The sequence below is a fragment of the Lentzea sp. DG1S-22 genome, assembly GCF_036321065.1.
Taxonomy (GTDB): domain Bacteria; phylum Actinomycetota; class Actinomycetes; order Mycobacteriales; family Pseudonocardiaceae; genus Lentzea; species Lentzea jiangxiensis.
In genome coordinates this window covers 6662545-6689096 of sequence record NZ_CP143276.1, presented here as the reverse complement: position 1 = coordinate 6689096, position 26552 = coordinate 6662545, and the positions used below count along the sequence as shown (strand labels likewise).

At 70.8% G+C, this 26552-nt stretch carries 25 protein-coding genes; 15 read left to right on the top strand and 10 right to left on the bottom strand.

Features of this window, described 5'->3' with window-relative positions; translation table 11 throughout:
* The first annotated feature begins 17 nt into the window (after window positions 1-17).
* Window positions 18-278 (top strand): chorismate mutase, encoded by a 261-nt coding sequence (locus V1227_RS31640; protein WP_329788928.1) that lies wholly within the window; start codon window positions 18-20, stop codon window positions 276-278.
* Window positions 279-296: 18 nt separating this feature from the next.
* Here V1227_RS31640 and V1227_RS31635 read toward each other — a convergent pair whose 3' ends face one another.
* Window positions 297-1349, bottom strand: a complete 1053-nt coding sequence (locus tag V1227_RS31635; protein WP_329794156.1) for a histone deacetylase — start codon at window positions 1347-1349, stop codon at window positions 297-299.
* A 70-nt stretch (window positions 1350-1419) separates the two neighbouring features.
* On the opposite strand from V1227_RS31635, the gene V1227_RS31630 reads away from it, so the two are divergent.
* From V1227_RS31630 to V1227_RS31605, 6 genes are all read left to right on the top strand, one after another.
* Window positions 1420-1746 (top strand): hypothetical protein, encoded by a 327-nt coding sequence (locus V1227_RS31630; protein ID WP_236216003.1) that lies wholly within the window; start codon window positions 1420-1422, stop codon window positions 1744-1746.
* Window positions 1747-1849: 103 nt separating this feature from the next.
* Window positions 1850-2695: a hypothetical protein gene (locus V1227_RS31625; RefSeq protein ID WP_329788927.1), complete on the top strand. Its 846-nt coding sequence runs from the start codon at window positions 1850-1852 to the stop codon at window positions 2693-2695.
* 237 nt (window positions 2696-2932) lie between these two features.
* Window positions 2933-3691: a hypothetical protein gene (locus V1227_RS31620; RefSeq protein WP_329788926.1), complete on the top strand. Its 759-nt coding sequence runs from the start codon at window positions 2933-2935 to the stop codon at window positions 3689-3691.
* Window positions 3692-3857: 166 nt separating this feature from the next.
* Window positions 3858-4760 carry a hypothetical protein gene (locus tag V1227_RS31615; protein WP_236216009.1) on the top strand — a complete coding sequence of 301 codons (903 nt, stop codon included), beginning with the start codon at window positions 3858-3860 and terminating at the stop codon, window positions 4758-4760.
* Between the two features lie 148 nt (window positions 4761-4908).
* A complete protein-coding gene (locus V1227_RS31610; RefSeq protein WP_329788925.1) occupies window positions 4909-6261 on the top strand; it encodes a serine/threonine-protein kinase in 1353 nt (450 codons plus the stop codon).
* 118 nt (window positions 6262-6379) lie between these two features.
* Window positions 6380-8023, top strand: coding sequence for a protein kinase domain-containing protein (locus V1227_RS31605; protein ID WP_442916393.1), 1644 nt, complete (start codon window positions 6380-6382; stop codon window positions 8021-8023).
* 10 nt (window positions 8024-8033) lie between these two features.
* Here V1227_RS31605 and V1227_RS31600 read toward each other — a convergent pair whose 3' ends face one another.
* A complete protein-coding gene (locus V1227_RS31600; protein WP_329788923.1) occupies window positions 8034-8936 on the bottom strand; it encodes a LysR family transcriptional regulator in 903 nt (300 codons plus the stop codon).
* A gap of 81 nt (window positions 8937-9017) precedes the next feature.
* On the opposite strand from V1227_RS31600, the gene V1227_RS31595 reads away from it, so the two are divergent.
* The 3 genes from V1227_RS31595 to V1227_RS31585 all read left to right on the top strand — a co-directional run bounded on the left by V1227_RS31595 (window position 9018) and on the right by V1227_RS31585 (window position 11996).
* The gene (locus V1227_RS31595) at window positions 9018-9944 is read left to right on the top strand and encodes a DMT family transporter (RefSeq protein ID WP_329788922.1); all 927 of its coding nucleotides are present in this window, start codon (window positions 9018-9020) and stop codon (window positions 9942-9944) included.
* Window positions 9945-10065: 121 nt separating this feature from the next.
* Window positions 10066-10485, top strand: coding sequence for an SsgA family sporulation/cell division regulator (locus V1227_RS31590; protein WP_329788921.1), 420 nt, complete (start codon window positions 10066-10068; stop codon window positions 10483-10485).
* 224 nt (window positions 10486-10709) lie between these two features.
* The gene (locus V1227_RS31585) at window positions 10710-11996 is read left to right on the top strand and encodes a serine/threonine-protein kinase (RefSeq protein WP_329788920.1); all 1287 of its coding nucleotides are present in this window, start codon (window positions 10710-10712) and stop codon (window positions 11994-11996) included.
* Here V1227_RS31585 and V1227_RS31580 read toward each other — a convergent pair.
* The 3 genes from V1227_RS31580 to V1227_RS31570 are packed head-to-tail and all read right to left on the bottom strand — an operon-like array spanning window position 11989 to window position 14392.
* Window positions 11989-12570 (bottom strand): hypothetical protein, encoded by a 582-nt coding sequence (locus V1227_RS31580; protein WP_329788919.1) that lies wholly within the window; start codon window positions 12568-12570, stop codon window positions 11989-11991. The genes V1227_RS31585 and V1227_RS31580 overlap by 8 nt on opposite strands.
* A gap of 5 nt (window positions 12571-12575) precedes the next feature.
* Complete coding sequence (locus V1227_RS31575) at window positions 12576-13226, bottom strand: response regulator transcription factor (RefSeq protein ID WP_329788918.1); 651 nt, start codon at window positions 13224-13226, stop codon at window positions 12576-12578.
* The gene (locus V1227_RS31570; protein ID WP_090094767.1) at window positions 13223-14392 is read right to left on the bottom strand and encodes an ATP-binding protein; all 1170 of its coding nucleotides are present in this window, start codon (window positions 14390-14392) and stop codon (window positions 13223-13225) included. Before V1227_RS31570 ends, V1227_RS31575 begins: the two co-directional genes overlap by 4 nt.
* A 132-nt stretch (window positions 14393-14524) precedes the next feature.
* On the opposite strand from V1227_RS31570, the gene V1227_RS31565 reads away from it, so the two are divergent.
* The 3 genes from V1227_RS31565 (at window position 14525) to V1227_RS31555 (ending at window position 17435) form a co-directional block, all read left to right on the top strand.
* Window positions 14525-15697, top strand: coding sequence for a PspC domain-containing protein (locus V1227_RS31565; RefSeq protein ID WP_329788917.1), 1173 nt, complete (start codon window positions 14525-14527; stop codon window positions 15695-15697).
* Complete coding sequence (locus V1227_RS31560) at window positions 15690-15884, top strand: hypothetical protein (protein WP_236216025.1); 195 nt, start codon at window positions 15690-15692, stop codon at window positions 15882-15884. Before V1227_RS31565 ends, V1227_RS31560 begins: the two co-directional genes overlap by 8 nt.
* 405 nt (window positions 15885-16289) lie before the next feature.
* Window positions 16290-17435 carry a hypothetical protein gene (locus V1227_RS31555; protein ID WP_329788916.1) on the top strand — a complete coding sequence of 382 codons (1146 nt, stop codon included), beginning with the start codon at window positions 16290-16292 and terminating at the stop codon, window positions 17433-17435.
* Between the two features lie 41 nt (window positions 17436-17476).
* Here the strand turns inward: V1227_RS31555 and guaA are convergent, their stop codons facing one another.
* Window positions 17477-19036 (bottom strand): glutamine-hydrolyzing GMP synthase, encoded by a 1560-nt coding sequence (gene guaA, locus V1227_RS31550; RefSeq protein ID WP_329788915.1) that lies wholly within the window; start codon window positions 19034-19036, stop codon window positions 17477-17479.
* A 19-nt stretch (window positions 19037-19055) separates the two neighbouring features.
* On the opposite strand from guaA, the gene V1227_RS31545 reads away from it, so the two are divergent.
* Window positions 19056-19724, top strand: a complete 669-nt coding sequence (locus tag V1227_RS31545) for an aminoglycoside phosphotransferase family protein (protein WP_329788914.1) — start codon at window positions 19056-19058, stop codon at window positions 19722-19724.
* Window positions 19725-19733: 9 nt separating this feature from the next.
* Window positions 19734-21179, top strand: coding sequence for an aldehyde dehydrogenase family protein (locus tag V1227_RS31540; protein ID WP_329788913.1), 1446 nt, complete (start codon window positions 19734-19736; stop codon window positions 21177-21179).
* On the opposite strand, the gene V1227_RS31535 is transcribed toward V1227_RS31540, so the two are convergent.
* The 4 genes from V1227_RS31535 to V1227_RS31520 form a co-directional block, all read right to left on the bottom strand.
* Window positions 21176-22531, bottom strand: a complete 1356-nt coding sequence (locus tag V1227_RS31535; protein WP_329788912.1) for an FAD-dependent oxidoreductase — start codon at window positions 22529-22531, stop codon at window positions 21176-21178. The two genes, V1227_RS31540 and V1227_RS31535, sit on opposite strands and share 4 nt — an antisense overlap.
* A 62-nt stretch (window positions 22532-22593) precedes the next feature.
* Window positions 22594-23847, bottom strand: a complete 1254-nt coding sequence (locus V1227_RS31530) for an FAD-dependent monooxygenase (protein WP_329788911.1) — start codon at window positions 23845-23847, stop codon at window positions 22594-22596.
* Entirely contained in the window at window positions 23844-24803 is a 960-nt protein-coding gene (locus V1227_RS31525) for an MBL fold metallo-hydrolase (RefSeq protein WP_329788909.1), read from the bottom strand. The genes V1227_RS31530 and V1227_RS31525 overlap by 4 nt, the downstream gene beginning before the upstream one ends.
* Before the next feature lie 27 nt (window positions 24804-24830).
* Complete coding sequence (locus V1227_RS31520) at window positions 24831-26507, bottom strand: GMC family oxidoreductase (protein WP_329788908.1); 1677 nt, start codon at window positions 26505-26507, stop codon at window positions 24831-24833.
* Window positions 26508-26552 lie beyond the last annotated feature (45 nt).

Here is a 26552-nt window from a genome sequence, read left to right as displayed (position 1 = left end):
AGTCGAGAGGTCGACCGATGACGGACACCACCACCGAGCCGGACATCAACGAACTGCGCGAGGAGATCGACCACCTGGACGCGGAGATACTGCGCCTCGTGCAGCGGCGCGTCGAGATCTCCAAGATCATCGGCGCCGCGCGGATGGCCGCCGGCGGCACGAAGATCGTGCACAACCGCGAGATCGACGTGCTCAACCGCTACAAGCCGCTCGGCCCCGACGGCAAGGACCTCGCGCTGACCCTGCTCAAGATGGGCCGCGGCCCGCTCGGCAGGTAGGAAGAGCCCGGCCCGGCGTCACAGGACGCCGGGCCAAAAAGGCTCCAGAGCCTTCCTGACGTGCGCGAGGTCCGCGTCCACGAGCCGGGTGTCGTCCGGCACGTAGGCGAGCGGGTCCTCGAGCAACGGCTCCGGCAGGCGCAGCAGGCCCTCCACCAGGGCGTGCAGGCACAGCGCCGAGTAGCCGCGCAGGTAGCCGCCCTCCTGGGTGAGCACCGCGCGCGGACCGGACGACGCCACCCTGCGGCCGATCTCGCGGTACCCGTCCGCCGTGAGGTTGTGGCGTCCGTTGGGGTCGAACGCCGACCCGTCGAACCCGGACGCGCACACCAGCAGGTCCGGCTCGAAGTCGCGCAGCAGCGGGAAGGCGATCTCGTCGAGCGCGCGCAGGTAGGCCGTGTCACCCGCACCGAGTGACAGCTCGATGTTCACGTTTCTGCCGTTGGCGCCGACCTCCGACGGCGCGCCCGTCTGCGGGTGGTTCGTGCCCCACGAGCCGTGCCGCATGTGCACGGAGATGGTCAGCACGTCGGCGCGGTCGTAGAAGACCTCCTGCGTGCCGTTGCCGTGGTGGACGTCCCAGTCCAGCACGGCGACCCGCATCCCCTGGCGTCGCGCGGTTTCCGCGACCAGCGCCGCGTTGTTCACGAAGCAGTAGCCGTCCGCCATGTCCGGCTGCGCGTGGTGCCCCGGCGGCCGTACGAGCGCGTACGCCAGCGGTGCGCCTGACTCCAGTGCGGCCAACGCCGTGCCCGCCGCCGCTGACGCCGCACGCCACGTCTCCGGCCCCACGACCGTGTTCACGTCCAGCGCCACACGTTCGGACACCCGCAACGAGTCCAAGTAGCCCGCCGTGTGCACGCGCAGAAGCTCGTCCACCGACGCATGCCTGCCTTCGTGCCACTTCAGGTGCGGCGCCACAGGGCCGTGCGTCAGCGCGTGCCGGAACGTCCGCAGCCGCGCCGCGTTCTCCGGGTGCGGCTCGGCCACGTCGAGCCACGGCCAGGAGCCGGGTATCTCCCACAGGCCCTCGCCGGAGTCGTGCTCGAGGCAGTCGTCGTGCCAGAACATGTCCACGCGAATCGGATATCAGGGCGATCACGGATGGTCCACCGAAAAAATCCAGGGGCACACTGGAGTCATGGGCCTCATCGCCGCACTGATCGCCATCGCCGGCCTCCTCGCCGCCTTGGCGCACGACGCTTACCTGGGCTTGCTCGGCTCGGCCGCCACCAAGAAGGGCCTCGCCGGAGCACCTGTCTCGCAGTTCGTCCGCAGCCGCTGGAAGACCGCGATCGCCACGACCGCGGGCGCGGCGATCGGCCTGCTCATCACCAACGGCGACGCGCTCGCCGCGGACGTGATCGGCGCGGCCATCGCGGGCGGCAGCGGCCTGGTCGCGCTCAACGGCGTGCAGAAGACTCACAAGCAGCTGAACAGCGGTCAAGCGCAGCTCCCGCCCCGCTAGCGGCTTCACACAAAAGAGTGTCACTCGTCCTGAACGCCCCCTTCCGGTTGGTTCGGCACCTCCGAACGGCCCTACCCTGGTTGCGTCGCAGAGGGGTGTCGGGATGGACGAACTGCCGGGCAAACATCGCCTCGTCGACGGGCTCGCACCACCGCGGCCCGTCGTCGGAGGTGACCGCATCCCGCTGCCGCGCCGCCACCGGACCGACCCGCTGCAGGACACCGACGGGCTGAGGAAGTTCAACATCGGCCTGGTGCCCGCCTCGGTCACGCCGCCGCGGACGTGGAAGCGCGCGGCCTGGTTCGCCGTCGTCTCCTCGGTGCTCGTCCTGGTCGGGCTGAGCGTCGCGGCGGCCAAGCTCGTCGGCGGTGGCGGCGAGGTCGAGACGGTGGGCCTGCCCGGCTACCCGTCGGACGTGCCGCTGATCTCGCAGCTGCCCACGGGCGGCACCACGACCCCCTCGGCCACCGGCACCAGTCCGTCGGCCGCGAACACCGGCAGGGTCGCGCCCGCGCCGGGCACGGGACGCGGGTCCAGCGCACCGGGCACCAGCGGCCGCGCGTCCACCGCGGTCACCCCGCCGTCCGGGACGCTCCCGCCCGTGATCACGACGGTGCCGGTCACCGAGGCTCCCGTCGTCGACGGCGGCAAGATCGCCGAGCAGACCGAGAGCTTCTACAGCGGGATGGTGACGAACGCCGACACGGCGCTCGCCTTGACGACGGACCCCGTGAGGTCGAACGCGGGCGTGTTGCTGGAGGGCAGGCTCGCCGACATCTCGCTGATCGAGGTGAAGGAGATCGTGGTCGACCCGGGCAGGGGTCTCACCGTCAGCCTGCTGCGGGTGACCAAGAAGGACGGCACGGTCAGCACCGAGAAGCGCGAGCTCAGCTTCACCGCCGGCGACCTTCCGCTGATCAACGGTGAACGGTTGAAGACCGGCGGCTGAAGCCGCTCAAGGTCATACCCGGTGCGACCGAATGTAGTAAGTAGCACCTTCGAGCGGATCCTGAGGCCGCTGACCGCCACGAACGGATGAAGTTCAGCCGCACGCTGGCACGGTCACGCGAAGCCACGGTACGTCTTCAGGTGACCACGGACAGTACGGAGGACCTGAGCAGTGCAGCGTCCCGCGACGACCGGGCGGAGACACACCCGCGCCGGCTCGATCAGCGTGGCTGAGCTGATGAAGCAGCAGCCTGGCCCGATGCGCATCCTCTCCACCGAGGAGGCCGCCACCGATGCTCTCGTCACATCACTGCTCGGTCCGACCGAGGACATGACGGCGACCACGGCGGTGATCCCGGCCGTGCCCGGTCGCCGCCGCCGCCGCGCCAGGTCCAGCCGCGCCGCCAGGGCCGCGGGCCTGCTCGCCGGCGCGGTCGTCCTGGTCTCGTCCATCGCCGGTGCCGCGGTCCTCGCGAGCAGGAGCCCGGCGAACAACGGCATCCCGGTCGCCCAGCGTCCCGTCGCGCTGTCCGGTGCGAGCGCGCTGCGCCCCGACGTCCTGTCCGCGCAGCTGCCGGACGAGCGCGCGCCGAGGCAGCCCAGCGCGGCCGTCGCGGCCCCGGTGCCGGATCCGTCCGCACTGCTGCTGGAGACGTCCGAACCGGCCACGCCGGAGGTCACGGTCGGTCCCCAGCCGCAGGTCGACGTGGTGAAGCGGTTCTACGAGCTGCTCACGACGAAGCCCAAATCGGCGGCCAAGCTGCTGTCCCCGGACCTGGTCGGCGCGAACCCGGAGGAGTTCGTCGACTCCTGGGGGATGATCAAGCTGGTGAACGTCGACCAGACGTCGTTGCGGCCGGACGGGTCGGTGCTCGCGGTCGTGTCGATGCAGGAGCTCGACGGCGGCTGGCTGCGCCTCGAACAGCTCTTCTGGCTCACCGACACGACGCAGCCCCGGATCATCGGCACCGAGGTCCTTTCGGCGCAACGGAGTTAGGTCGCGCCCAAGCGGGACCGCCGTTCGCAGTCGAACGGTGACCGCTCGTCGCGGAAACTGGGTTCCGGCCGTGAAAATTCCCCCATAGGGGTTACATCTCGGGTCACGATTCGGTATCCATGTTCCCGCCAGTGCGCAAACGCGAACTTGGAAGGGTGAACGAGCGGTGTCGATTGAGGACCATCGTCGGCGGCTGAACGGGTCGGCGGAGTCGACCGGCCAGCTGTCCGTCGCCGAGCTGATCGCCCGCCGCGAGGCGGAAACCGTGGAGATCCCGGTGATCACCGACGACATCACCCCCGAGGCCTTCGAGCCGACGGTCAAGTTCAAGCCCGTCAAGGCGTCCGGCGGCAAGCCGAAGAAGCAGCCCATGAAGGAGCTGCACATCACCGAGCTGCTGCGTCGTGAGGGCCGTGCCGACGACACGCAGCGCGGCGGGTTCACCGTCGGCAAGCTGGCCGCCGCGGCCAGCGGTGGCGTGGTCCTCTGCGGTTCCGTCGCGTTCGCCGCGTCGTCGTGGCTGTCCTCCCCCGACGAGCGCCCGCTCGCCGAGGTGCGGTTCGACGAGCGCGCCCAGGCCCGTGGCGCGAGCTCCGGCACCGAAGGCGTCGTGAAGCTGCCGTCGAACAAGACCCAGCAGGCCGACACCACCGAGACCGAGCAGGCCGCCCCGGCCTCGGCCGAACCGACGACGCGCGTCGCGCCGTACGTCCAGGCCCAGCCGCAGCGCCCGGCGCAGCAGCAGGCGCCGACGCAGGCCCAGCAGCCGACGCAGCAGCCGACGCAGCCCACCTCGCAGACGCCGCCCGCCACGACGACGCCGTCGACGTCCACGGAGACCAGCCAGCCGAGCACGCCGCCGTCGAGCGAGACGCCCGCGCCGCCGCCCAGCTCGTCCTCCACCACCCCGCCGAGCAGCAGCACGCCCGCGCCGCCGCCCAGCTCCGACGCGCTGCCCACCCCGTCCAACCCGGTCGACGTGAGCGTCGACCTAGGCCTGCTCGACCCGGTCCTCAACACCGTGGGCGACACCGTTGGCGGATTCGACTTCTTCGCCCCGGCGAACTGACGTACGAACAGGTAGCTCGGCGTCGGCCCACGGCAGGTACCCTGTGCGGGCATTCGCGACGACCCGCTGACTACCGCACGAGGAGCACGAGCGTGGGATCTGCTGCCGCAGCCGCCTTCACGCTGTCGAGCACCGGCTTGGCGGTCTCGTGACCACGTCCGACACCTCGGACGGCCGCCTGATCGCCGACCGCTACCGCTTCCTCGACCGCATCGGTTCCGGTGCGATGGGCATCGTCTGGCGCGCCCACGACGAACGCCTCGGCCGCGAGGTGGCGATCAAGCAGCTGCTGCTGGCGCCCGGTCTCGACGAGACCGAGCAGGACGAGGCCATCCAGCGCGCCATGCGCGAGGGCCGCATCGCCGCGAAGCTGCACCACCCGAACGCCATCGCCGTGTACGACGTCGTCGAGGAAGACGGCGTCCCGTGCCTGGTCATGGAGTACCTGCCGTCCTACAGCCTCGCCGACGCGCTGGCCGAGGGCGGGCCGATGGACCCGGTCGAGGTCGCGAGCATCGGCACCCAGTGCGCGGCGGCGCTGGCCGCGGCGCACGCGGCCGGGATCGTCCACCGCGACGTGAAGCCCGGCAACGTGCTGATCGCCGAGAACGGCGTCGTCAAGATCACCGACTTCGGCATCTCGCGCGCGTCCGACGACATCACGGTCACCAAGACCGGCCTGATCGCCGGCACGCCCGCGTACCTCGCGCCGGAGATCGCGCGGGGCCAGGACCCGACGCCGGCCTCGGACGTCTACTCGCTCGGCTCGACGCTGTTCGCCGCGATGGAGGGCGAACCGCCCTACGGAGTGAGCGAGAACACTCTCGGTGTTCTGCACGCCGTCGCGGCCGGGCGGATCAACCCGCCGACGGTGGACCACCCGCTGGCCGACACGCTGCTGTACCTGTTGAACTTCGAGCCGGACGACCGGCCGACGATGTCGCAGGCGCGCGAGCTGCTCAACGCCGTCGCCCACGGGATGGCACCGTCGTTCAGCGGTCTGCCCGTGCCGGTCGACGGTCCCGATCCGACGACGGTCGTGGAGCCGGACCGGACCCGGGTGGTCCGCCCGGTGGCCGCGTCGGTGCGCACCTCGCCGCCCCGCACGGCCCCTCCGATGGTTCCCGTCGGCCGGCCGGGCCCGGACAACAGGCCGCTGATGATCGCCGCGGTGGTGCTGGCACTGCTGCTGGTGATCGGTGGCCTGATGGTCGCGCTGGGCGTGTTCAGCAAGGAGCAGGGCAGGACGCCGTCCGCACCGCCGGTGAGCTCTTCCTCGGTGGTGCCGACGACCACGGAGGGCCTGCAGCCCGAGGTGACCACCACCACGGCCCAGGCAACCACGACGCAGGAAACGACGTCTGCTCAGAGGACGACTACTACTACGACCACCACTACGACGACGACCACGACGACTACGACAACAACGACGACGACCACGACGACGACCACGACAAGGCCGCCGGTGAGTTCGAGCGTCCCGCCGCCTCCGGCGGGCTGAACGTCGTTGCGCCGTAGAAATCTCGTAAGGTGGGTACCCGCACCGATGGGTGATCTGAACCCGAAGGTGTGACCAGCCGTTGAACAGAGAGCAAGTGACCGCACAGCGGGGAGCAACTGTGACCGACGATGGCCGATTGGTCGCTGGTCGCTACCGATTGAGCCAGCGGATCGGCAGCGGCGCCATGGGCGTCGTCTGGACGGCACACGACGAACGCCTGCACCGCACCGTCGCGGTCAAGCAACTCCTCCTGCAGCCCGGACTCGCCGAATCCGACACGGACGAGGCGAAGCGACGGGCCATGCGCGAGGGGCGGATCGCCGCGCGTCTTCAGCACCCGCACGCGGTCGCCGTGTACGACGTGGCCGAGGACGACAGCCAGCCGTGGCTCGTGATGGAGTACCTGCCGTCCAAGAGCCTCTCGGCGGTGCTGTCCGAACGCGGCACGCTCCCGCCGCGCGACGTGGCCTCGATCGGCATGCAGGTCGCCTCCGCGCTCGCCGCCGCGCACAACGCGGGCATCGTGCACCGGGACATCAAGCCCGGCAACGTGCTCCTCGGCGACGACGGCACCGTCAAGATCACCGACTTCGGCATCTCCCGCGCGACCGGTGACGTCACCGTCACCGCGACGGGCATGCTCGCGGGCACCCCGGCCTACCTCGCCCCCGAGGTGGCCAAGGGCTACGACCCCGGCTCGCCGTCCGACGTGTTCTCCCTCGGCTCCACGCTGTACGCGGCGATCGAGGGCGAGCCGCCGTTCGGCCTGAGCGAGAACACCATCGCGCTGTTGCACAAGGTCGCGTCCGGCAAGGTGAACCCGCCGCGCAACGCCGGCCCGCTGACGGCGTTGCTGATGCGCCTGCTGAGAGCGGAGCCGGAGGACCGGCCGACCATGGCCGAGGCCCGCGACGCGCTCGCCGCCGTCGCGAACGGCCAGGCCACCCCCGCCTTCACGCCCTCCGTGGTCGCGCCGACCCACCCGCCGTCGTGGCGCGGTGCCCCGGTGCAGCAGCCGCAGCAGCAGGCCGCCACGCGGGCCCTCCCGCCGCAGCACGCCCAGCCGACCCCACCGCCGCCCAACGCGACGCGGGTGGACCTGCACGCGCCGCCGCGGGCCGTTCCCACGCAGCAGCAGCCGTCGAACCACCGCCCGGCCGCCGCGCCCCAGTACTCGCAGCGCCCGAAGCCCGCACGGCCCTCGACGCCGTCGTCGGCGACGAAGAGCAAGAAGTCGACCGTCTACACCGCGCTCGCCATCGTGGCGGCGGCCGTCATCGGCATCATGTTCGCGAGCATGATCTCGAACGGCAGCGGCGGCAACGGCCAGAACAACAACGCGGGCGCGAGCACCTCGACCCAGCAGACCCAGGGCAACGACCCGACGGAGCAGTCGACGCCGCCCAAGTCGTCGGGCAAGGCCGGCCAGTGGACCGAGACCCCGACCGACGGGGACAAGAAGACCCTGCTCGAGGACTACTTCGAGCTCGCCCCGAAGAAGCCGGACGAGGCCTGGGCGATGGGCAACGGCAACTTCCAGGGCCAGTACCCCGGCGGCGTGGACGGTTTCCGGACGTTCTGGGGCGGCATCAAGAAGAGCAAGGTCACCAGCGTCGAGGAGCGCCAGCCCTACTACTTCGTGGTGACGCTGGAAGTCGAGAAGAAGGACGGCTCGAAGTCGTCGATGCAGCGCCAGGTCTCGCTGGAGTGGCGCTCGCCGAACTTCCTGCTGAGCTACGACAAGCCGTTCGGCAGCGCCTAGGGGTCGCGGGTCAGCTGGCCCGCGCGGCCTTCTCGAGCGCTTCCGCCAGGCTGATCACGGCGGGGTTCCACGCGGCGTCCTCGCGGTAGACGACGTGGATGTGCCGCACCGGCTCGGGATTGCGCACCTTGCGCAGCACGACGCCCGGATGCGCGTAGCCGAGGCCGAGCCGCGGGATGATCGTGACGCCGAGCCCGGCCGCCACGAAGCCCTGGGCGGTGGCGTAGTCGTTGCTCTCCACGGCGACCTTGGGCGCGAACCCGGCTCCCGCGCACGCGTTCGTGACGAGGGTCGCGCACGGGCCGGTGGCGCCGCAGTCCGCGTTGATCCACGGCTCGTCGGCCAGTTCGCCGAGGTCGAGCACGCGCTTGCGGGCCAGGGCGTGGCCTCGTGGCAGCACGGCGTAGAACGGGTCCGCGAGCAGGTGGCGGGCGACCACGCCCTCCGGCGCCGGGTCGCTGGGTTCCAGGACGGTGATCGCCACGTCGGCGCGGCCCGCGACGAGCTCCTCGAACGGGTCGTAGGGCTCGGTGAGCTTCAGGTCGAGCTCGACGCCCGACCGCTCCGCCCGGAACGTCGCCACCGCGGGCGGCACGAGCGCCGCTCCCGCCGTCGCGAAGTAGCGGACGCGCAACGTGCCGGCGCAGCCGTTGCGCAACGCCGCGAGGGCGCTCTCGGCCTCGGCCAGCTGCTCGGCGAGCCGCCCGGCGTGATCGGTGAGCAGGCGACCGGCGGCGGTGGGCCGCACGCCCCTGCCGACGCGTTCGAGCAGCGGCAGGCCCGCCTGCTTCTCCAGGCCCGCGACCTGCTGCGAGATGGCGGAGGGCGTGTAGCCGAGGTTGGTCGCGGCCGCGGTGATGGAACCCGTGGTCACGACCGCTCGGAGAACCTGCATGCGTCGCACGTCCAACATGCCTCGACCGTACAGCGCCGCTTAAAGGTTTCCCACAACAATTAAATTGTTTTCACACGTGCCCTGGCGCAAGGTGGACCCGTGAACCAACGCGGAACGTTGATCAGGATGGGCGTGCTCGCCCTGCTGTGGGGATCCAGCTTCCTGTGGATGAAGCTCGCGCTCGGCAGCCTGGCTCCCCTGCAGATCTCGCTCGTGCGGACGTTCTTCGGAGCGGTTGTGCTGTTCGCCGTGCTCGCCACGGCGAGGATGACGCTGCCCCGTGAGCGCGGGATCTGGGCGCACATGCTGTTCGTGGCCTTCTTCGGCAGCGCCGTGCCGTTCACGCTCTTCGCGTTCGGCGGCCAGACCGTCGACTCGGGCGTCTCCGGGGTGCTCAACTCCACGACGCCGCTCTTCGCGCTGGCCATCGGCCTCGTGCTCGGCAGCGAGAAGATCAGCAACCTGGTTCGCCTGCTCGGTCTCGTGCTCGGTTTCGGCGGCGTGCTGCTGATCTTCGCGCCGTGGCAGTCGGCCAACAGCATCGCGAGCTGGGGCGCGGTGCTCTGCCTCATCGGCGCCGCGAGCTACGCCGTCGGCTACTCCTACGCCGGCCGCTTCCTGGTCGGCACCGGCGCCACCTCGACCCAGCTCGCCGCCATGCAGCTGACGACCGCGATGGGGATGCTGCTGCTCGCCCTGCCGTTCGGCGGCCTGCAGCCGCTGCACCTGCACTGGGTGGGCATCGTCGCCGTCACGGTCCTGGGCGTCCTGGGCACCGGCGTCGCGTTCATCCTCAACTACCGCGTCATCGCCGACGAGGGCGCCACGACGGCGACCACCGTCGGTTACCTCTTGCCCGTCGTCTCCGTGCTCCTCGGAGCGGTCTTCCTCGGCGAGCAGCTCAACGCGAGGGTCGTCATCGGCATGCTGGTGGTGCTCGTGGGCGTCGCGCTGACCCGCCGCAAGCCCGTCTCGACCGGCCAGGCCATCTCACCAAACGAGACGCGCGACCTGGTCAAACGCTGACCGGTGAGACGCACGTCTCCCCCAATAGGATGGATCCGAGACGAATCGCGTCCTTATCGGGCTGCTCAGCCGTCTCCTCTTTGTAAGCGGAGTTGGAGAACAGCCCGAGAAGGACATCGACATGAACAACGGAAACCTGAAGGTCACCACGCGGACGACTTTTCAGCTCCTCGCACCCGGAGCGGCTCCCGCCCCGGTCGAGGCCGAGCTCGTCTACGACCCGGAGGACCCCTACGCGGTCGCCGTCCTCTTCTTCACCGGCTCCGGCCGCGTGGAGTGGATGTTCGCCCGCGACCTGCTGGCCGACGGCCTGCTGACGCCGTCCGGTGAGGGCGACATCCTCGTCCGGCCCGCCTCCGACGACCCGGAGCGCGTCCTGGTCGAGCTGAACGCGCCGACCGGGTTCGCCATCCTCAGCGCCGTCGCCGAGGACGTGGCGGAGTTCCTGGACGCCTCCTACGACGTCGTCCAGCCGGGCGAGGAGGACCTCTGGATCGACTTCGACCGGGAGCTGCAGAAGCTGGTCTCGACGATCGACTAGGACCGGCAGGGGTTCGCGGTGGTCGCAAGGGCGCGGGACGAGGTGCCGGCACGCGGGGCAGCGTGGCCGACCAGCTCGTCGCGGGAGACCACCGGTGAACGGCGAGATCACCGAGGAAGTCCCGGAACAGGGTCCCCACCGGTGGACCGGCTCGGTGCGGTCCGCACCACCCCGTGAACGGGGAACCGCGGATGCTCGTCTGTGCGATTGATTAGTCTCAGGGTGTGACAACCATCGGGGGCCGCTACACGCTGCTCGAGCGCATCGGCAGCGGGGCGATGGGGGTGGTCTGGCGAGCACGCGACGAGGTGCTGGCCCGCGAGGTCGCGGTCAAACAGCTCGTCACGGGCGACCAGCAGCGCGCGATGCGGGAGGCCCGCAACGCCGCCCGGCTGCACCACCAGCACGCGATCGCGGTGTTCGACGTCGTGGCGAGCGACGGCGAGGAGCCGTGGATCGTCATGGAGTACCTGGCCTCGCAGAGCCTGTCGGCGCTGATCGCCGAGCGGGGGCCGCTCAAGCCGGCCCAGGCAGCGAGCATCGGCGCGAAGGTCGCCTCCGCGCTGGCCGCGGCGCACGCCGCCGGCCTGGTCCACCGCGACATCAAGCCCGGCAACGTCCTGATCGGCCACGACGGCACGGTCAAGATCACCGACTTCGGCATCTCCAAGGCGACCGGCGACGGCACGATGACCGACACCGGCGTGATCTCGGGTACGCCCGCGTACCTCGCACCCGAGGTGGCCCGCGGTGAGCAGCCCGGTGAGGCCTCCGACGTGTTCTCGCTCGGCGCCACGATCTACACGGCCATCGAGGGCGAGTCCGTCTTCGGGCCCAGCGACAACAGCTTCGGCCTCCTCTACCGCGCCGCCAGCGGCCAGCTCCGCGACCCCAAGAGCGCGGGCGAGCTGACGCCGTTGCTGATGCGGCTGCTCTCCCAGGACCCGCGGGACCGGCCCACCGCGCAGGAGGCGGCCGACCTGCTGGCCGCCGAGCCGCAGCCGTCGCAGCCGCTGGTGATCCCGCGGCCCGAACGCGCGCTCAAGCCGCCGAACCGGCGCATCCTGGTCATCCTCGCGATCATCGGGGTCCTCGCGGTAGGCGGTGGCGCGGCCGCCGCGTACTGGGGCGGCACGGGCGGAGGCGTGAGCCCGGTCAACGCGGACTTCCCGGACGGCGCGCAGACCAGGTACGTCGTCTTCTCCGCCGACCAGGCGAACGACTTCGTGCAGGCCCACTACCGGTTGCTGCCCGCGAACGCCGAGAAGGCGTGGGAGAACCTGAGGGGCAACGCGGCCGAGCCGAGGGGCGACTACCTGAAGCGGTGGAGCGCCTACTCGAAGGTCGACCTCGCGGGCCCCGGCACCGTCCGGTCGGAGGGCGCGAACTGGATGGTCAGCATCGGCCTGATCACCACGAAGAACAACGTCACCGAGAACGGCACGTACGACATCGAGGTCGGCAACGTGAACAACGAGATGAAGATCGTCAGCTCGCGGCGGGTCAGCTGAGCAGCCAGAAGCTGCCGCCACCCACGACCACGCCCATCACCGACCCCGCCAGCACCTGCGCCGTCGTGTGGTCACCCAGCTCGACCCGCGACCACGCCACCAGCGCGGCGGGCAGCGCGAGCAGCAGCCACCACGGTCCGTGGACGATCGTCAGCGTCACCACGGCCGCCCACGCCACGGCGGCGTGCAGCGAGATCTTCCACCGCAGCCCGAACGTGATCGCGATGGTGACGACCAGCGACACGACCATGCTGCCCGCGAGCGCCAGCACCGACCGGGGCGCACCGCCCAGGACCATGACCACCGTGCCGGCCGTCAGCGACGCACCGGCCGTGATCAGCGGGACCGCCCTGCCCTCGCGGTTCGTGACGTGGTGGCCGTCCCACCTCCCCTTGCGGGCGCCACGCACGATGACGGCCATCGGGATGATGGACGCCGTCACGGCGACCACGCACCCCCACAGCAGCGTCTTCCAGAAGCTCTCGGTCGCGGCCGCCACCACGAACGGCAGCAGGACCACCCAGACCCACGGCGCGAGCACCTCGGTGGCGCCGCGGGCGACCTTCCCGATCAAGTCCCTCAGACCAGTCTGCGGTCGGTGGCCCAGCGGGAGAGCTCGTAGCGGTTGGAGAGCTGCGTCTTGCGCAGGACGCTCGACACGTGCGTCTCGACCGTCTTCACGCTGATGAACAGCTCGGACGCGATCTCCTTGTAGGCGTAGCCGCGGGCGAGCAGCCGCAGGACGTCCCGCTCGCGCGGCGTCAGCAGGTCGAGCTCGGGATCGCTGATCGGCGCGGCTCCCGGCCGGTCGGCGAACGCGTCCAGCACGAACCCGGCCAGTCGCGGCGAGAACACCGCGTCGCCCTCCGCGACCCGCACGACGGCCCTGACCAGCTCCTGGCTGGAGATCGTCTTCGTCACGTAGCCCCTGGCACCGGCGCGGATGACGTTGATGACGTCCTCGGCGGCGTCGGAGACCGACAGCGCGAGGAACGTGACCTCGGGGATCTTCGTGCGGATCTGGCGCAGCACCTCGGCACCGCCGCCGTCGGGCATGTGCACGTCGAGCAGGACGACGTCCGGCCTGTGGTGCGCGATGCCGGCCACGGCCTCACCGACGCTGCCCGCCTCGCCGACGACCTCGACCTCCGCGGTGATCGAGTCGAGCTCCGCCCGCACCCCCGCGCGGAACAACGCGTGGTCGTCCACCAGGAACACCCTCACGCTCACGTCCTGGCCTCCTGCTTCCTCGGCATCTCGAGCTGCACCTCGGTCCCCTCTCCCGGAGCCGTGCGCAGTCGCACCTCCCCGCCGTGCCTCGTCATTCTCCCCCGGATGCTGCCCGCGAGGCCATGCCGGTCCTCCGGGACGGTGTCGGGGTCGAACCCCTTGCCCCGGTCGCGCACGAACACCGTGACCTTCTCCGGCTCGACCTCGGCGTACAGGCTCACCTCGCCCACCCCCGCGTGCTTGGCGGCGTTGACCATCGCCTCCTTCGACGCCTGGACCAGCGCGAACATGCCGTCCTCCAGCTCGCAGTCCCCGACCACGACCTGCGAGACGGCGATGGCGAAGCCGTCCTCCACCTCCGCGCACACCTGGGCGATCGCGACGCTGATGGAGTGCGGCTGCTCGCCGACCTCGCGGCCGTAGAGCCAGCTGCGCAGCTCCCGTTCCTGGCTGCGGGCCAGGCGCTTCACCTCCCGCGACGACTCGGACTGCTTCTGGATCAGGGCCAGGGTCTGCAGCACGGAGTCGTGCAGGTGGGCGGCGATCTCGGCGCGTTCCTCGGTGCGGATGCGCGCCCGGCGCTCCGAGTCGAGGTCGCGCACCAGGCGCATCCACAGCGGCACGGTCAGCACAGCGACGCCGACCAGCGTGGCGACCACGGAGAGCACGACGGTCGAGAGGTTCGCGACGGAGTCGTTCACCACGAGGAACGCGGCGACCCCCGCCACGACCAGCGCGCCTCCCGCCACCGTCCGCACGATCCCCGTCTTCCCCTGCGAGAACGCACCGTCCCGCCAGCGGCGCCGCTGCGCCTCGTCGGCCTCGCGCCACACGACCGCGGCGCCGATGAGCGCCACCGCGATCGGCCCGGTGATCCACCCGCTCCACGCTCCCCCGAGCAGGCCGGTGAACACCGCGACGCCGACGCCGAGAGCCGCGAGGCCGACGGCCTGCTGCCACTCCTTGCGGTCGGTGTCGGTCTCCGGCTCCGCCACCGCCGACTGCGGGACGAACATCCAGAGCAACCCGTAGGCGATGATGCCGACCCCGCTGAACGCGGCGAAGACGGCGAACACCGCGCGCACCCAGAAGACGGGGGCGCCGAGGTGGTCCGCCAGTCCACCGGCCACGCCCGCGACCACCCGGCCGGTGCGTCGACGCCGCATCGGCTCGATCAGTGCACTCACCACCTGATCGTCACACGTCCCGGTCCGCGGTTCATCAGGGATGACCCCGGTTCCCTGATTCAGGGCTGGTCCCTGATGTGGTGGCGGGGCGGGAAGCGCAACCTTGACGTCGTGAGCGGGACTGAGAAGGCAATGCAGGGCGTGGCGGACACGCTCAGGGAGTTCTGGGCCCACCGTCCGGTGCGGCCCCGCGCAGGACGCAAGCTCGGCGGCGTGGCCACCGGCATCGCCCTGCGCTACCGGATCGACCCGGTGATCGTGCGGATCGCGTTCGTCGCGCTCGCGTTGTCCGGTGGTGTCGGTCTGCCGATGTACCTGGCGGGCTGGCTGCTGCTGCCGGAGGAGGGCGACCAGGTGTCGCCGCTCGAGGCGTTGGTCAACAAGGGCCACAGCTCGGTGTCGCAGGGCCAGACCGTGCTGCTGGGGGTCCTCATGTTCCCCGCGCTCGCGTTCACGTTCGGCAGCGGCGGGTTCCAGGTCTTCGCGACGATCGCGGCCTCGGTGGCCTGCATCTACCTGCTGCAGAAGAACCGCGGGCACCTGCAGCCGGCCGCGACGATCGCCGAACCGCCGCTGACACCCCCGGTGCCGGGCGCACCGGCCTGGGACCCGCTGGGCGCCGCGCCGTTCGCGTGGGACCTGCCGGAACCGGCACCGAAGCCGCAGCCGCCGGCACCCCGCCCGCGCAAGCCGCGCGTGGCCGGTGTGACGCTGGGCGTGGCGACGCTGGTGGTGGCCGCGTCCGCGATCGCCGGGGCGTGGGTGCCGTGGTTCACCGTGGCGCACGTGATCGGCCTGGCGATCGCGGTGCTGGCCGCGGGCCTGCTGGTCGGCTCGTTCGCAGGCGGCGGCCGCAGCCTGATCTGGCTGCTCGTCCCGCTGTCCGTCGTCGGCTTCGGCCTGACGGCGGTCGACTTCGACGGCCGGCCCGGTGTCGGCGACCTCAAGGTGACCCCGCAGAACATCGGCGAGATCAAGGAGAGGTACGAGCTCGGCGTCGGCAGCGTGATGATCGACCTGCGGCAGCTGCCGGACTCCGGTTCGGTGAAGACCGCCGTCGAGTCGGATCTCGGCGACATGACCGTGCACGTGGCGAAGAACGCCGACGTGACGTTCCACTGCGAGGCGTCCTCCATCGGCGACCTCGACTGCCTCGGCAGGACGGCCGACGGCGGCAACGTGCAGGTCGAGGGCGTCGACCTGGGCGGCGACGGCGAGGGTGGACTGAAGATCGACCTGGACGTTCGGGCGAACGTCGGAGAGGTGCGGGTGCTCCGTGACTGACCAGCAGCCGGTGATGCGCAGGCGGATCGACCCGCTGGGCCTCGTGTTCGGGATCGGCGGTGGGCTGATGGCGGCCTACGTGCTGACCAACGGCACTTTCTGGTTCGACCTCAGGTGGGCGTTGGGGGGAACGGCCATCGTGGTCGGTGTGGTCCTGCTGACGAACTCGTTGAGGCGCAAGAACTGAAAGGCGAAGGCCCCCGGTGTCCCGGGGGCCTTCTCACTTTCGGGTGACTGTCGAGCGGATCCCCCTTTTGCCCTTCGCGGCGGCACCTACTGTCCTGCCGGTCCGCCGTTTGCGAAGAGGGAGCCCATGGTCGGTGGAGACGGCGATCCGGAACCGGTGACTCCGCTCGACGGAGGGCACTGCTGACTGCGAAGGACGCACTTCTCGCGGAACGTGGAGCGCGACCCGTTTCTGAAGCCCGGCAACGCCAAGCGCTACAACGAGGTGTTTCTCGGTGTGCTCCTGTTCCTCGCGATGACTGGCTCTGGTGAACCTCAGCGAGGAACGGTTCCTGACCGCAAGCCGAGAACAGGCCTCTTCGAGCTTGCAGAGCACCATGCAGAGGGTCGGCGGAGGAGGTGTCTGGTGAGCAGCCCATCGGTCGACGACTACCGCGAACTCGCCGACAGCCTCCACCCGCTGGCCGTCCAGCAGTACCTCGCCGCCAACGACTGGCAGCTCGAAACGCAGGTTCCGCAGGTCCGGCAGATCTGGCGCCTGAACGACGAGGCAAGGGTCATGCTCCCGCTGGCCACCGACTTCGTCGACTTCGCCCAGCGCTTCCGCGACACCCTCAGGACCCTGGCCACCGCTTACGACTGGGACCCCGGACGCCTGGCCGAGAAGATCACCGCCACCCGCGCCGACCTCTTCTTCGTCCGGTTCGACCAGGTCATGGTCGACGGCACCCTTCCGTTCAAGCAGGCCGAGAAGGTTCTGGACGGTCTCTTCAAGTTGATGAAAGCCGCTGCGACCTCGGCTGACGATCCGACGCACTCGCATCGTGGGCGCCGCTCCAGCACGGTGACCGACTTCCTCGACGAGGACATCCGCCTGGGGCACACGAAGCGCGGCAGCTTCGTCTTCACGGTCGTCACGCGGCTCGGAGATCCCCCGCCTGATCGCGACGACGGCACCCGTGCGACCCCGTTCCCACGGCAGGTGATGGAAACGCTGGCCACAGGTTTGCACGCGGCCAGGGACCTGTCGTTGAACTGGAATGCTCTCGCCGTCGAACGTGCTGCTGAACGCGGCCTCAGCGCAAACCTCGTCGAGTCGCTCCAAGACCTGACGGAGTCGGACTCGCTGCGTGAGCTCGACCTGTCCTTCGACTGGGCGGCCGGTGAACCTCGGCCGGACGTTCCCGCCTCGCGCATAGTGGTCGACCGCGACGCGATGGCCGGCCTGCCGCGTGTTCGAGAACGCCTGGTCCGGCGCGAAGAGCCACCGCGCACGGAAACCGTCGTCGGCCAGGTCCGGTCGCTCACCCGTGAGGAGTCCGGCGGGGACGACGAGGACGAAACCACGATCGTTCTGAGCGCCGAGGTCCGCGGACGAACCCGGAAGATCCACGTCGTGCTGGGCGGAGAGGACTACGACTGGGCGATCTTCGCCCACCGGAGCAAGCTGCCGTTCACGGTCACGGGCAACCTGGTCTTCGAACGCGGCACCTGGCGCCTGACCGGTCCGGTGACGGTCGACTCCAGCTTCCTGCGGCACCAGCAGCGCTGAAAGGCGAAGGCCCCCGGTGTCCCGGGGGCCTTCTCACGTCCCTACTCCCACTCGATGGTGCCCGGCGGCTTGGACGTCACGTCCAGCACCACGCGGTTGACCTCGGCCACCTCGTTGGTGATCCGGGTCGAGATCCGCTCCAGCACCTCGTACGGCAGGCGGGTCCAGTCCGCGGTCATCGCGTCCTCGGACGAGACGGGGCGCAGCACGATCGGGTGGCCGTAGGTGCGGCCGTCGCCCTGGACGCCGACGCTGCGGACGTCCGCGAGCAGCACGACCGGGCACTGCCAGATGGAGCGGTCCAGCCCTGCGGCCGTCAGCTCCTCGCGCGCGATGGCGTCGGCCTGGCGCAGGGTGTCGAGGCGGTCCTGGGTGACCTCGCCGATGATGCGGATGCCGAGGCCCGGGCCGGGGAACGGCTGGCGCTGCACGATCGTCTCGGGCAGGCCGAGTTCGGTGCCGACGCGGCGGACCTCGTCCTTGAACAGCGCGCGGAGCGGCTCGACCAGTTCGAACTGCAGGTCGTCCGGCAGGCCGCCGACGTTGTGGTGCGACTTGATGTTCGCGGTGCCCGCGCCGCCGCCGGACTCGACGACGTCCGGGTAGAGCGTGCCCTGGACGAGGAAGCGGTAGTCGCCCTCGGCCTTGAGGTCGCGCTCGGCCTGCTCGAAGACGCGGATGAACTCGCGGCCGATGATCTTGCGCTTCTCCTCCGGGTCCGTGACGCCGGCCAGGGCGCCGAGGAAGCGCTCGCGGGCGTCGACGGTCACGAGGTTGATGCCCGTGGCGGCCACGTAGTCGCGCTCGACCTGGGCGCGCTCGCCGGCGCGCAGCAGGCCGTGGTCGACGAAGACGCAGGTCAGGCGGTCGCCGATGGCGCGCTGGACCAGGGCTGCGGCCACGGCGGAGTCGACGCCGCCGGACAGGCCGCAGATCGCCTTGCCGTCGCCGATCTGCTCGCGGATCCGCGCGACCTGCTCGTCCACGATGGACGACGTGGTCCACTGCGGACGGATGCCCGCGACGTCGTGCAGGAACCGGCGCAGCACCTCCTGGCCGTGCGGCGAGTGGTGCACCTCCGGGTGGTACTGCACACCGGCGAAGCGGCGCTCGGTGTCCTCGAACGCGGCGACCGGCGCGCCCTCGCTGGTCGCGGTGACGGTGAAGCCCTCGGGCGCCTTGGTGACGGCGTCGCCGTGGCTCATCCACACCGGGTGGCTCGCCGGGAGCTCCTGGTGCAGCGCGCCGCCCTCGGTGGGCACGCTCAGGTCGGTGCGGCCGTACTCGCGGGTGCCGGTGTGGGAGACCTCGCCACCGAGTGCGCGCGCCATCGCCTGGAAGCCGTAGCAGATGCCGAAGACCGGGACGCCGGTCTCGAACAGCGTCGGGTCGACCTGCGGCGCGCCCTCCTCGTAGACGCTCGACGGGCCACCGGACAGCACGATGGCGAGGGGGTTCTTGTCGAGGATCTCGCTGACGCCCGCGGTGTGCGGGACCACCTCGGAGTAGACCTGGGCCTCGCGCACGCGGCGGGCGATCAGCTGCGCGTACTGGGCGCCGAAGTCGACGACGAGAACAGGGCGGTTGCTGGTGTCGGACACGCCGCCAAGGATGTCATGCGTGGACGAGGAGCTGCTGACCGGTGGCGGGCTGAACCAGGTGTTCAGGGTGGGTGACGCGGTGCGCAGACCGGCGGGTCCGTGGGCTCCTCGGGTGCACGAGCTGTTGCGGCGCTTGGCACCCCTGGGGATCGCGCCGGTCCCGCTCTCACTCGACGGCGAGCACGAGTTGCTCAGCTACCTGCCCGGTGACGTTGGCCACGTGTTCCCGTCCGACGACGCCTCGCTGGTCGAGTCGGCGCGGATGCTGCGGCGGCTGCACGACGCGACGGCAGGGCTGGTGGACGTGCGCGACGGGTGGCAGCACCCCGCGCGGGAGCCGGTCGAGGTGGTGCTGCACGGTGACTTCGCGCCGTACAACACCGTCTACCGGGACGGCCTGCCGGTGGGCGTCTTCGACTTCGACTCGGCTCATCCGGGGCCGCGCTGGTGGGACGTCAGCTGGGCGGTGGTCCAGTTCGTGCTGGGGCTGCCCCACGACCGCGAACGGCGTACGAGGCTGTTCTGCGAGACCTACGGCATCGAGTACGAGCCGGAGCACGTCCTGGTCCGGCTCGACGACATGGTCCGGACGATCCGGGAGCACCCCGCGTTCGTGCTCCAGCGCCGGGAAGGGCATGTCGGCCACTACTTGGATCTCATCAGGTACGTGCAGGCCAATAGGGCCTAACGTGGCCACATGGACGCGTTCACACCACAACCCCGGCCGTGCTGGGTCGCCGGCCGCCCCGAGCAGGGCGAGCAGGCCCTGGAGGTTCTCCACCCGTTCGACGGCACCGAGGTCGCCTCGGTCGCCGTACCGGGCAGAGACCAGGTGGAACGTGCGGTGGCGGCGGCCGCGGCCGTCGCCGGGGAGTTCCGGCGAACCCCCGCCCACGTGCGGGCCGAGGCGCTGCTGCAGGTCTCGCGGACGCTGGCCGAACGCGCCGAGGAGATCGCCGAGACGATCACCGCCGAGAACGGCAAACCGCTCAAGTGGGCCGAGATCGAGGTGCAGCGCGCGGTCAACACGTTCCGCTTCGCCGCCGAGGAGGCGCGCCGGTTCACCGGCGGGCTGCAGCGGCTCGACACCGACGCGGGCGGCGTGGGGCGGATGGCGATCGTCCGACACGTGCCGCGCGGGCCGGTGCTCGCGGTGGCGCCGTTCAACTTCCCGCTGAACCTGGTGGCGCACAAGGTCGCGCCGGCGCTCGCGGTGGGTGCGCCGGTGATCGTGAAGCCCGCCTCCGCCACGCCGCTGTCGGCGTTGCTGCTCGGCGAGGTCCTGGCCGAGACCGGCCTGCCCGAGGGCGCGTTCTCGGTCCTTCCCGTGCGCGGCAAGGACATGGACGCTCTGGTGAAGGACGAACGGCTGCCGGTCATCTCCTTCACCGGGTCGACGAAGGTCGGCTGGTCGTTGATGGACGCAGCGCCGCGCAAGCACGTCGTGATGGAGCTGGGCTCCAACGCGGCCGCGATCATCTGTCCCGACTGGACGGACCTGGACCACGCGGCGCGGCGCATCGCGACGTTCGGCAACTACCAGGCCGGGCAGTCGTGCATCGCCGTGCAGCGGGTGATCGTGGACCGCTCCCGGGCCGACGAGTTCGTGCCGAAGCTCGTGGAGGCCGTGGGCGCGTTGAAGACCGGCGACCCGCACGACCCCGAGGTCGAGGTCGGGCCGCTGATCGACGAGGACAACGCCCGCCGCGTCGAGGAGTGGGTCAACATGGCCACCGACGTCGGTGCGAAGGTGCTCCTCGGCGGCAAGCGGACCGGGGCCACGGTCGAGCCGACGGTGCTCACCGACGTGCCGAAGACCGCCAAGGTGTGGACCGAGGAGATCTTCGGACCGGTGCTCGTGGTGTCGGTCGCGGACGGCGTCGAGGACGCGTTCGCGCAGGCCAACGACTCGAAGTACGGGCTGCAGGCCGGGGTCTTCACCCGTGACGTGCAGGTGGCGTTCGAGGCCGCGGCCGAGCTGGAGGTCGGTGGCGTGATCATCGGTGACGTGCCGTCCTACCGCGCCGACCAGATGCCCTACGGCGGCGTGAAGGGCTCGGGCACCGGGCGCGAGGGCGTCCGGTCGGCGATGGAGGACTTCACCGAGGAGCGCGTCACCGTGCTGACGGGCATCCAGCTTTAAAGCCCCTGCGGGAACGCCAGCACGCGGTCCGGGTCGTAGCGTCGCGCGACCTTCCTGAGCCGCGCGAGGTTGCGGCCGTAGTAGGCGGTCGGCCAGTCGGGCATCTCCGGGTCGATGTAGTTCACGTACCCGGTGGTGCCCGCGCCGAGCCCGTCCCGCACCTCCGCGACCGCCCGCCGGGCCGCCGCCTCCGTCCTGCCCTCGGCGCCGAAGAAGATCTGGGCGCTGGCCTTCGCGTCGCGGTGCGGGAACGCCGTGGCGTCCGGTGCGACGCGGCCCAGCGCGCCGCCGAAGGAGTCGAAGAGGACAGCGCCGTCGGTCTGCTCCTGCACGAGTTCCGCGACGTGCTGTCCGGACAGGTGGTGGCGCAGCATGCGCGAGGACGCCGCGAACCGGAAGCCGGGTCCGGGACCGCCCGCGTAGTAGCGCATCGCCCCCAGGTAGCTCATCTCCTCGACGGTGCGCGTCGCGGGCGGCATCTTGTCCAGCAGCGGCACCAGGTTCTTCTTCGGGCCCACGTACACACCGCCGACACCCGTCACGGCGTCCGGGTTCGCCTCGACCGTGCAGCCCGACCAGAGCTCGTCCGGCGCCCCGTCCATCCACTCCTGCCAGGCGTCGAACGCGTCCGCCGCCGCCCCTGCCGGGTAGGCGAGCCGGAACACCGTCAGATCGGGCGCGGGGTCGGTGCGGAAGGTGAACTCCGTGACGATGCCGAAGTTGCCACCGCCTCCGCCGCGCAACGCCCAGTGGAGGTCTGGTTCGGAGTGCTCGGACGCGGTGCGCAGGCAGCCGTCCGGTGTGACGACCCGCGCGCTGACCAGGTGGTCGCTCGTGAGGCCGTACTTGCGGCCGAGCACGCTGATGCCGCCGCCGAGCGTGAGCCCGCCGATGCCGACCGACCGGCACGTGCCCGCGGGCAACGCCCGGCCCGCGGCGCCGATCACCTCGTAGACGGGCAGCAGCTGAGCTCCGGCGCCGACCCGCGCGCGGCTGCCGGCGACCGCCACCCCCGACAGCGCGGCCAGGTCGACGACCAGGCCGTTCTCGGGCAGCGAGTAGGCCGCGTAGCTGTGCTTGCCGCTGCGCGCGGCCACCGGGATGCGTTCGTGCGCGGCGAACTCCAGGCACGCCTGCACGTCCTCGACCCGGACGCACCGGGCGATCGCGGCCGGCCTGCGGTCGGCGTAGAGCGTGTTCCACGGCACGCGCAGCTCGTCGTAGCGCGCGTCCTGCGGCAGCACGAGCCGGTCACCCAGCCTCCTGCGCAGCTTCGCCCAGTTCGTGTCGGCCGCCGTGGCCGTCGCGGTGCCCGTTCCCCAGCACGCGGCAGCAAGTGCGGTCCCCTGCAACAGAGTTCGTCTGGTTACCCCCATGGCGTGACCACGTCCGGCCGCGCTCCCGGGTTGCCCCCTCACCAGCCGAGGGCACGTCGTTTCACCTGTTCGTCGCAACGGTGGGCGGCGACGTGCCCGTCCGGCCTGATCAGCCTGCCGTCCCTCGTCGTGAAGCCGGGGCCCGCGGTGCGGGAGCCCGGGACGAGCTCACCGCCGTCCGTGGTGAGCGGGGAGTTCTCGTAGGAGAACGGGGTGAAGAGCTTGCCGGAGTCGATGCCCTCGCCCGTTTCGAGGGCGTGCTCGCGGTGCGCCCGTTCCTCCGGCGTGCCGGGGACCAGGAAGCGCATGGTCTCGCCCGTGATGCGCAGGTTCTCGTCGGCGGCGGCACCCCGTTCGACGTCGTAGGACTCGAGGAGGTGCGGGCCCGCCTCGCCGGCGCGGTCGGCGGCGATCTTCCACGCCGCGTTGTCGGCGTCGCAGAGGCCGGAGTTCAGGCCTCGCGCACCGAACGGGCTCATCACGTGCGCCGCGTCGCCCGCGAGCAGGACCCTGCCGCGGCGGAACGTCCTCGCGCGCCGCTGGTGGAAGCGGTAGGTGGACTGCCAGACGACCTCGTAGGGCTTGTCGCCCACGATCGCGCGGACGCGGTCGTCGGTGAGCTGGACGTCCCCCGCGACCTGCCAGTCGATGCGCCACACGCCACCCGGTTGCGGGTGCAGCAGGACCTGGCGGCCCGGGTTCCAGGGCGGGTCGAAGTAGAAGCGGCGTTCGGGCGTCTCGAAGCCGAGGTCGACGCGGACGTCGGCGATGATGAACCTGTCGTCGAACGAGAAGCCCTCGAACGGGATGTCCAGCAGCTGCCTGACCTTCGAGTGCGCGCCGTCGGCGGCGATGCAGTGACTCGCCCTTGTTCCGTCCGATGTGGACACTCCCTCGTCGTCCTGGCTGAGGCCTTCCAGGGCGTGGCCGTAGCGGAGCTCGATCAGCGGCTCGGCGCGGACCCGTTGTTCCAGCAGCTGTTCCACGACGGTCTGCGGGGTGTTCACGAACGGCGGGAAGCCCTCGGCCTCCGGGAAGGTCAGGGTCAGCACCTCGCGGTCGCGGTGGAAGGTGCGGCCGGTGTACCAGGTGACGCCCGCGTCGGCGACGGCCTGCCCGACGCCGATCCGTTCGAGGACCTCCAGGACGTCGCGCTGCACGCAGATCGAGCGGCTGCCGGTCCTCGCCCGTTCCGGGGCGGCCTCCAGCACGGTGCTCGGCACGCCCGCCCGCGCGAGGAACAGCGCGGACGCGAGGCCCACCGGCCCGGCACCGACCACCAGGACCGTCATTGGAGGGCGTCCCACACCGCGCGGTCGCGTTCGGCGGTCCAGATCTCCGGCCAGTCCTTGCCGTCGCACTCGTCCCAGTAGCGCTTCACGTCGAACGGCAGGCAGTGCTCGAAGATCGGCCAGCGCCCGTAGCGGCCCACCAGGGTGCTGTGCGCGAGCTCGAAGGCCTGCTTGAGCGTGCCGCCCTCGGCGTGCACCCCACCGACCGTGCGGCGCAGCTCGTTCAGGAAGTGCCTGCTCTGGTTGATGGCGGCCTCGACCTCGATGCGGTCGCGGGCGACCTTGCCCCGCCCGCCGACCAGGACCTCGGCGCCCAGGTCCTCGATCTCGTCCAAAGTGGACGTGGCCCACTCGTCGTGGAACGCGTCACCGGTGTAGAGCGCGGCCTGCGACTCGACCAGGTCGCCCGCGAACAGGATCCGCTGCTGCGGCAGCCACGCCACGATGTCGCCCGCGGTGTGCCCGCGCCCGAGGAACTGCAGCACCAGGTCGCCGCGCTCGTCCCCGAGCGGGATCGTCATGCGGTCGGAGAACGTGAGCGTCGGCCACGTCAGGCCGGGGATCTCCCCCGGCTGCTCGAACAGCCGCGGCATGCGGCCGAACTCGCTCTCCCAGTCCTGCTGCCCGCGTTCGGCGATCAGCACCCGCGTCATCTCGTGCGCGACGATCTCCTGCGCCTCGAACGCGCTGGCCCCGAGCGTGCGCACGGCGTGGTAGTGGCTCAGCACGAGGTACCGCACCGGCTTGCGGGTGTGCTCGCGCAGCTGGGCGAGCCACCTGCGTGCCGCCGCGGGGGTCGCCCGCGCCTCGAAGCAGATCAGGAAGTCCTCGGCCTCGATGGCCGCGACGTTGGGGTCGCCCTCGGCGGTCAGGGTGTAGACGCCCTCGGCGAGCTCGACGAAGACCTCGTCCTTGGGGGTGAGGTCGGCGCTGGAGGCGAACGGCTTCTTGGCCATGCCTCCACCGTAGCCACGTGATCCAGCTCAGGAGGCCTTCACGATCGGCAACCGCAAGGCGGCCGGGGCCTGCTCGGGCACCGCCGGGTTCTTCGGCTTCGTCGGGTTGACCCTGCGGTAGGGCTGGTCCTGGGCGGGCCGCTGGTCCTCCTCGCCCTTGTTCGGCCACAGCGAGAACGCCCGCTCGGCCTGAGCGGTGATCGTGAGGCTCGGGTTCACGCCGAGGTTCGCACTGATCGCCGATCCGTCCACAACGGACAGACCCGGGTAGTTGAAGACCCGGTGGTACGGGTCGATCACGCCCTGCCGCTCGTCGGACGCGATCGCGCAGCCACCGATGAAGTGCGCCGTCAGCGGGATGTTGAACAGCTCGCCCCACGTGCCGCCCGCCATGCCGTCGATGTGCTTGGCGGCCAGCAGGTTCGCCTCGTGCCCCGCCGGGATGAACGCCGGGTTCGGCTCGCCGTGGCCCTGCCTGCTGGTGAGCTTGCCGCGCTTGAGGAACGTGGTGATGGAGTTGTCGAGGCTCTGCATGACCAGCAGGATCACCGTCCGCTCGCTCCACCGGTGCACGCTGAGGAGCCGGAGCAGCCGCAGCGGGTGCCGGGCGGCCTGCTTGAGGAACTGCACCCACCGCGGTGTGCTCAGCGCACCGTCCGTGGCGAGGGTCTGCAGCATGCCCATGGCGTTGCTGCCCTTGCCGTACCGGACGGGCTCGATGTGCGTGATCTCGTCGGGGTGGATGGAGCTCGTGATCGCCACGCCCTGCGTGAAGTCGTTGTCCGGGTCGACCGCGTACCGCGCGGCCCCGATGATCGACTCGGAGTTGGTCCGGGTCAGCTCACCCAGCCTGTCCGAGATCCTGGGCAGCGTCGTCGCCTTGGCCTTGTGCAGCAGCTGCTGCGTGCCCCACGTGCCGGCGGCGATGACGACTTGGTCGGCGGTGAACGTCCTGGTGGCGCGTCCGCCGGTCGTCCTGGTGTCGATGGTCCACCTGCCGCCGCCCTCGTGGAGCTTCGTGACCGTGGTCAGCGGGAAGACCTGCGCGCCGAGCTTCTCCGCGAGGTAGAGGTAGTTCTTGACCAGCGTGTTCTTGGCCCCGACCCGGCAGCCCGACATGCAGCTGCCGCACTCGGTGCACCCCGTCCGCTCCGGTCCGGCGCCACCGAAGTACGGGTCCGCGGCCTTCTTGCCGGGCTCGCCGAAGAACACCCCGACGGGCGTCGGGTGGTAGCTGTCCTCGACCCCCATGTCCTTCGCGACCTTCTGCATGACGACGTCGCTCGGGGTCGTCGTGGGGTTCGTGACGACCCCCAGCATCCGGCTCGCCTGGTCGTAGAACGGGTCCAGCTCGTCCTGCCAGTCGGTGATGTGCGCCCACTGCCGGTCCTCGTAGAACGGCTTGAGCGGCCGGTACAGCGTGTTCGCGTACACGAGGCTGCCACCGCCGACACCGGCGCCGGCGAGCACCATGACGTTGCGCAGGGTGTGGATGCGCTGGATGCCGAAGCACCTCAGCCGCGGCGCCCACAGGTACCGGCGCAGGTCCCAGCTGGTCTTCGCGAACTCGTCGTCGGCGAACCGGCGCCCCGCCTCCAGGACGGCGACGCGGTAGCCCTTCTCGGTCAGGCGGAGCGCGGCCACGCTTCCGCCGAACCCGGAGCCGACGATGACGACATCGAAGTTACCGGCGAGTTCACCCATGAACCGGAGAGTAGGCGTTACTTCCGGTAACGCCTAGTCCCCGAT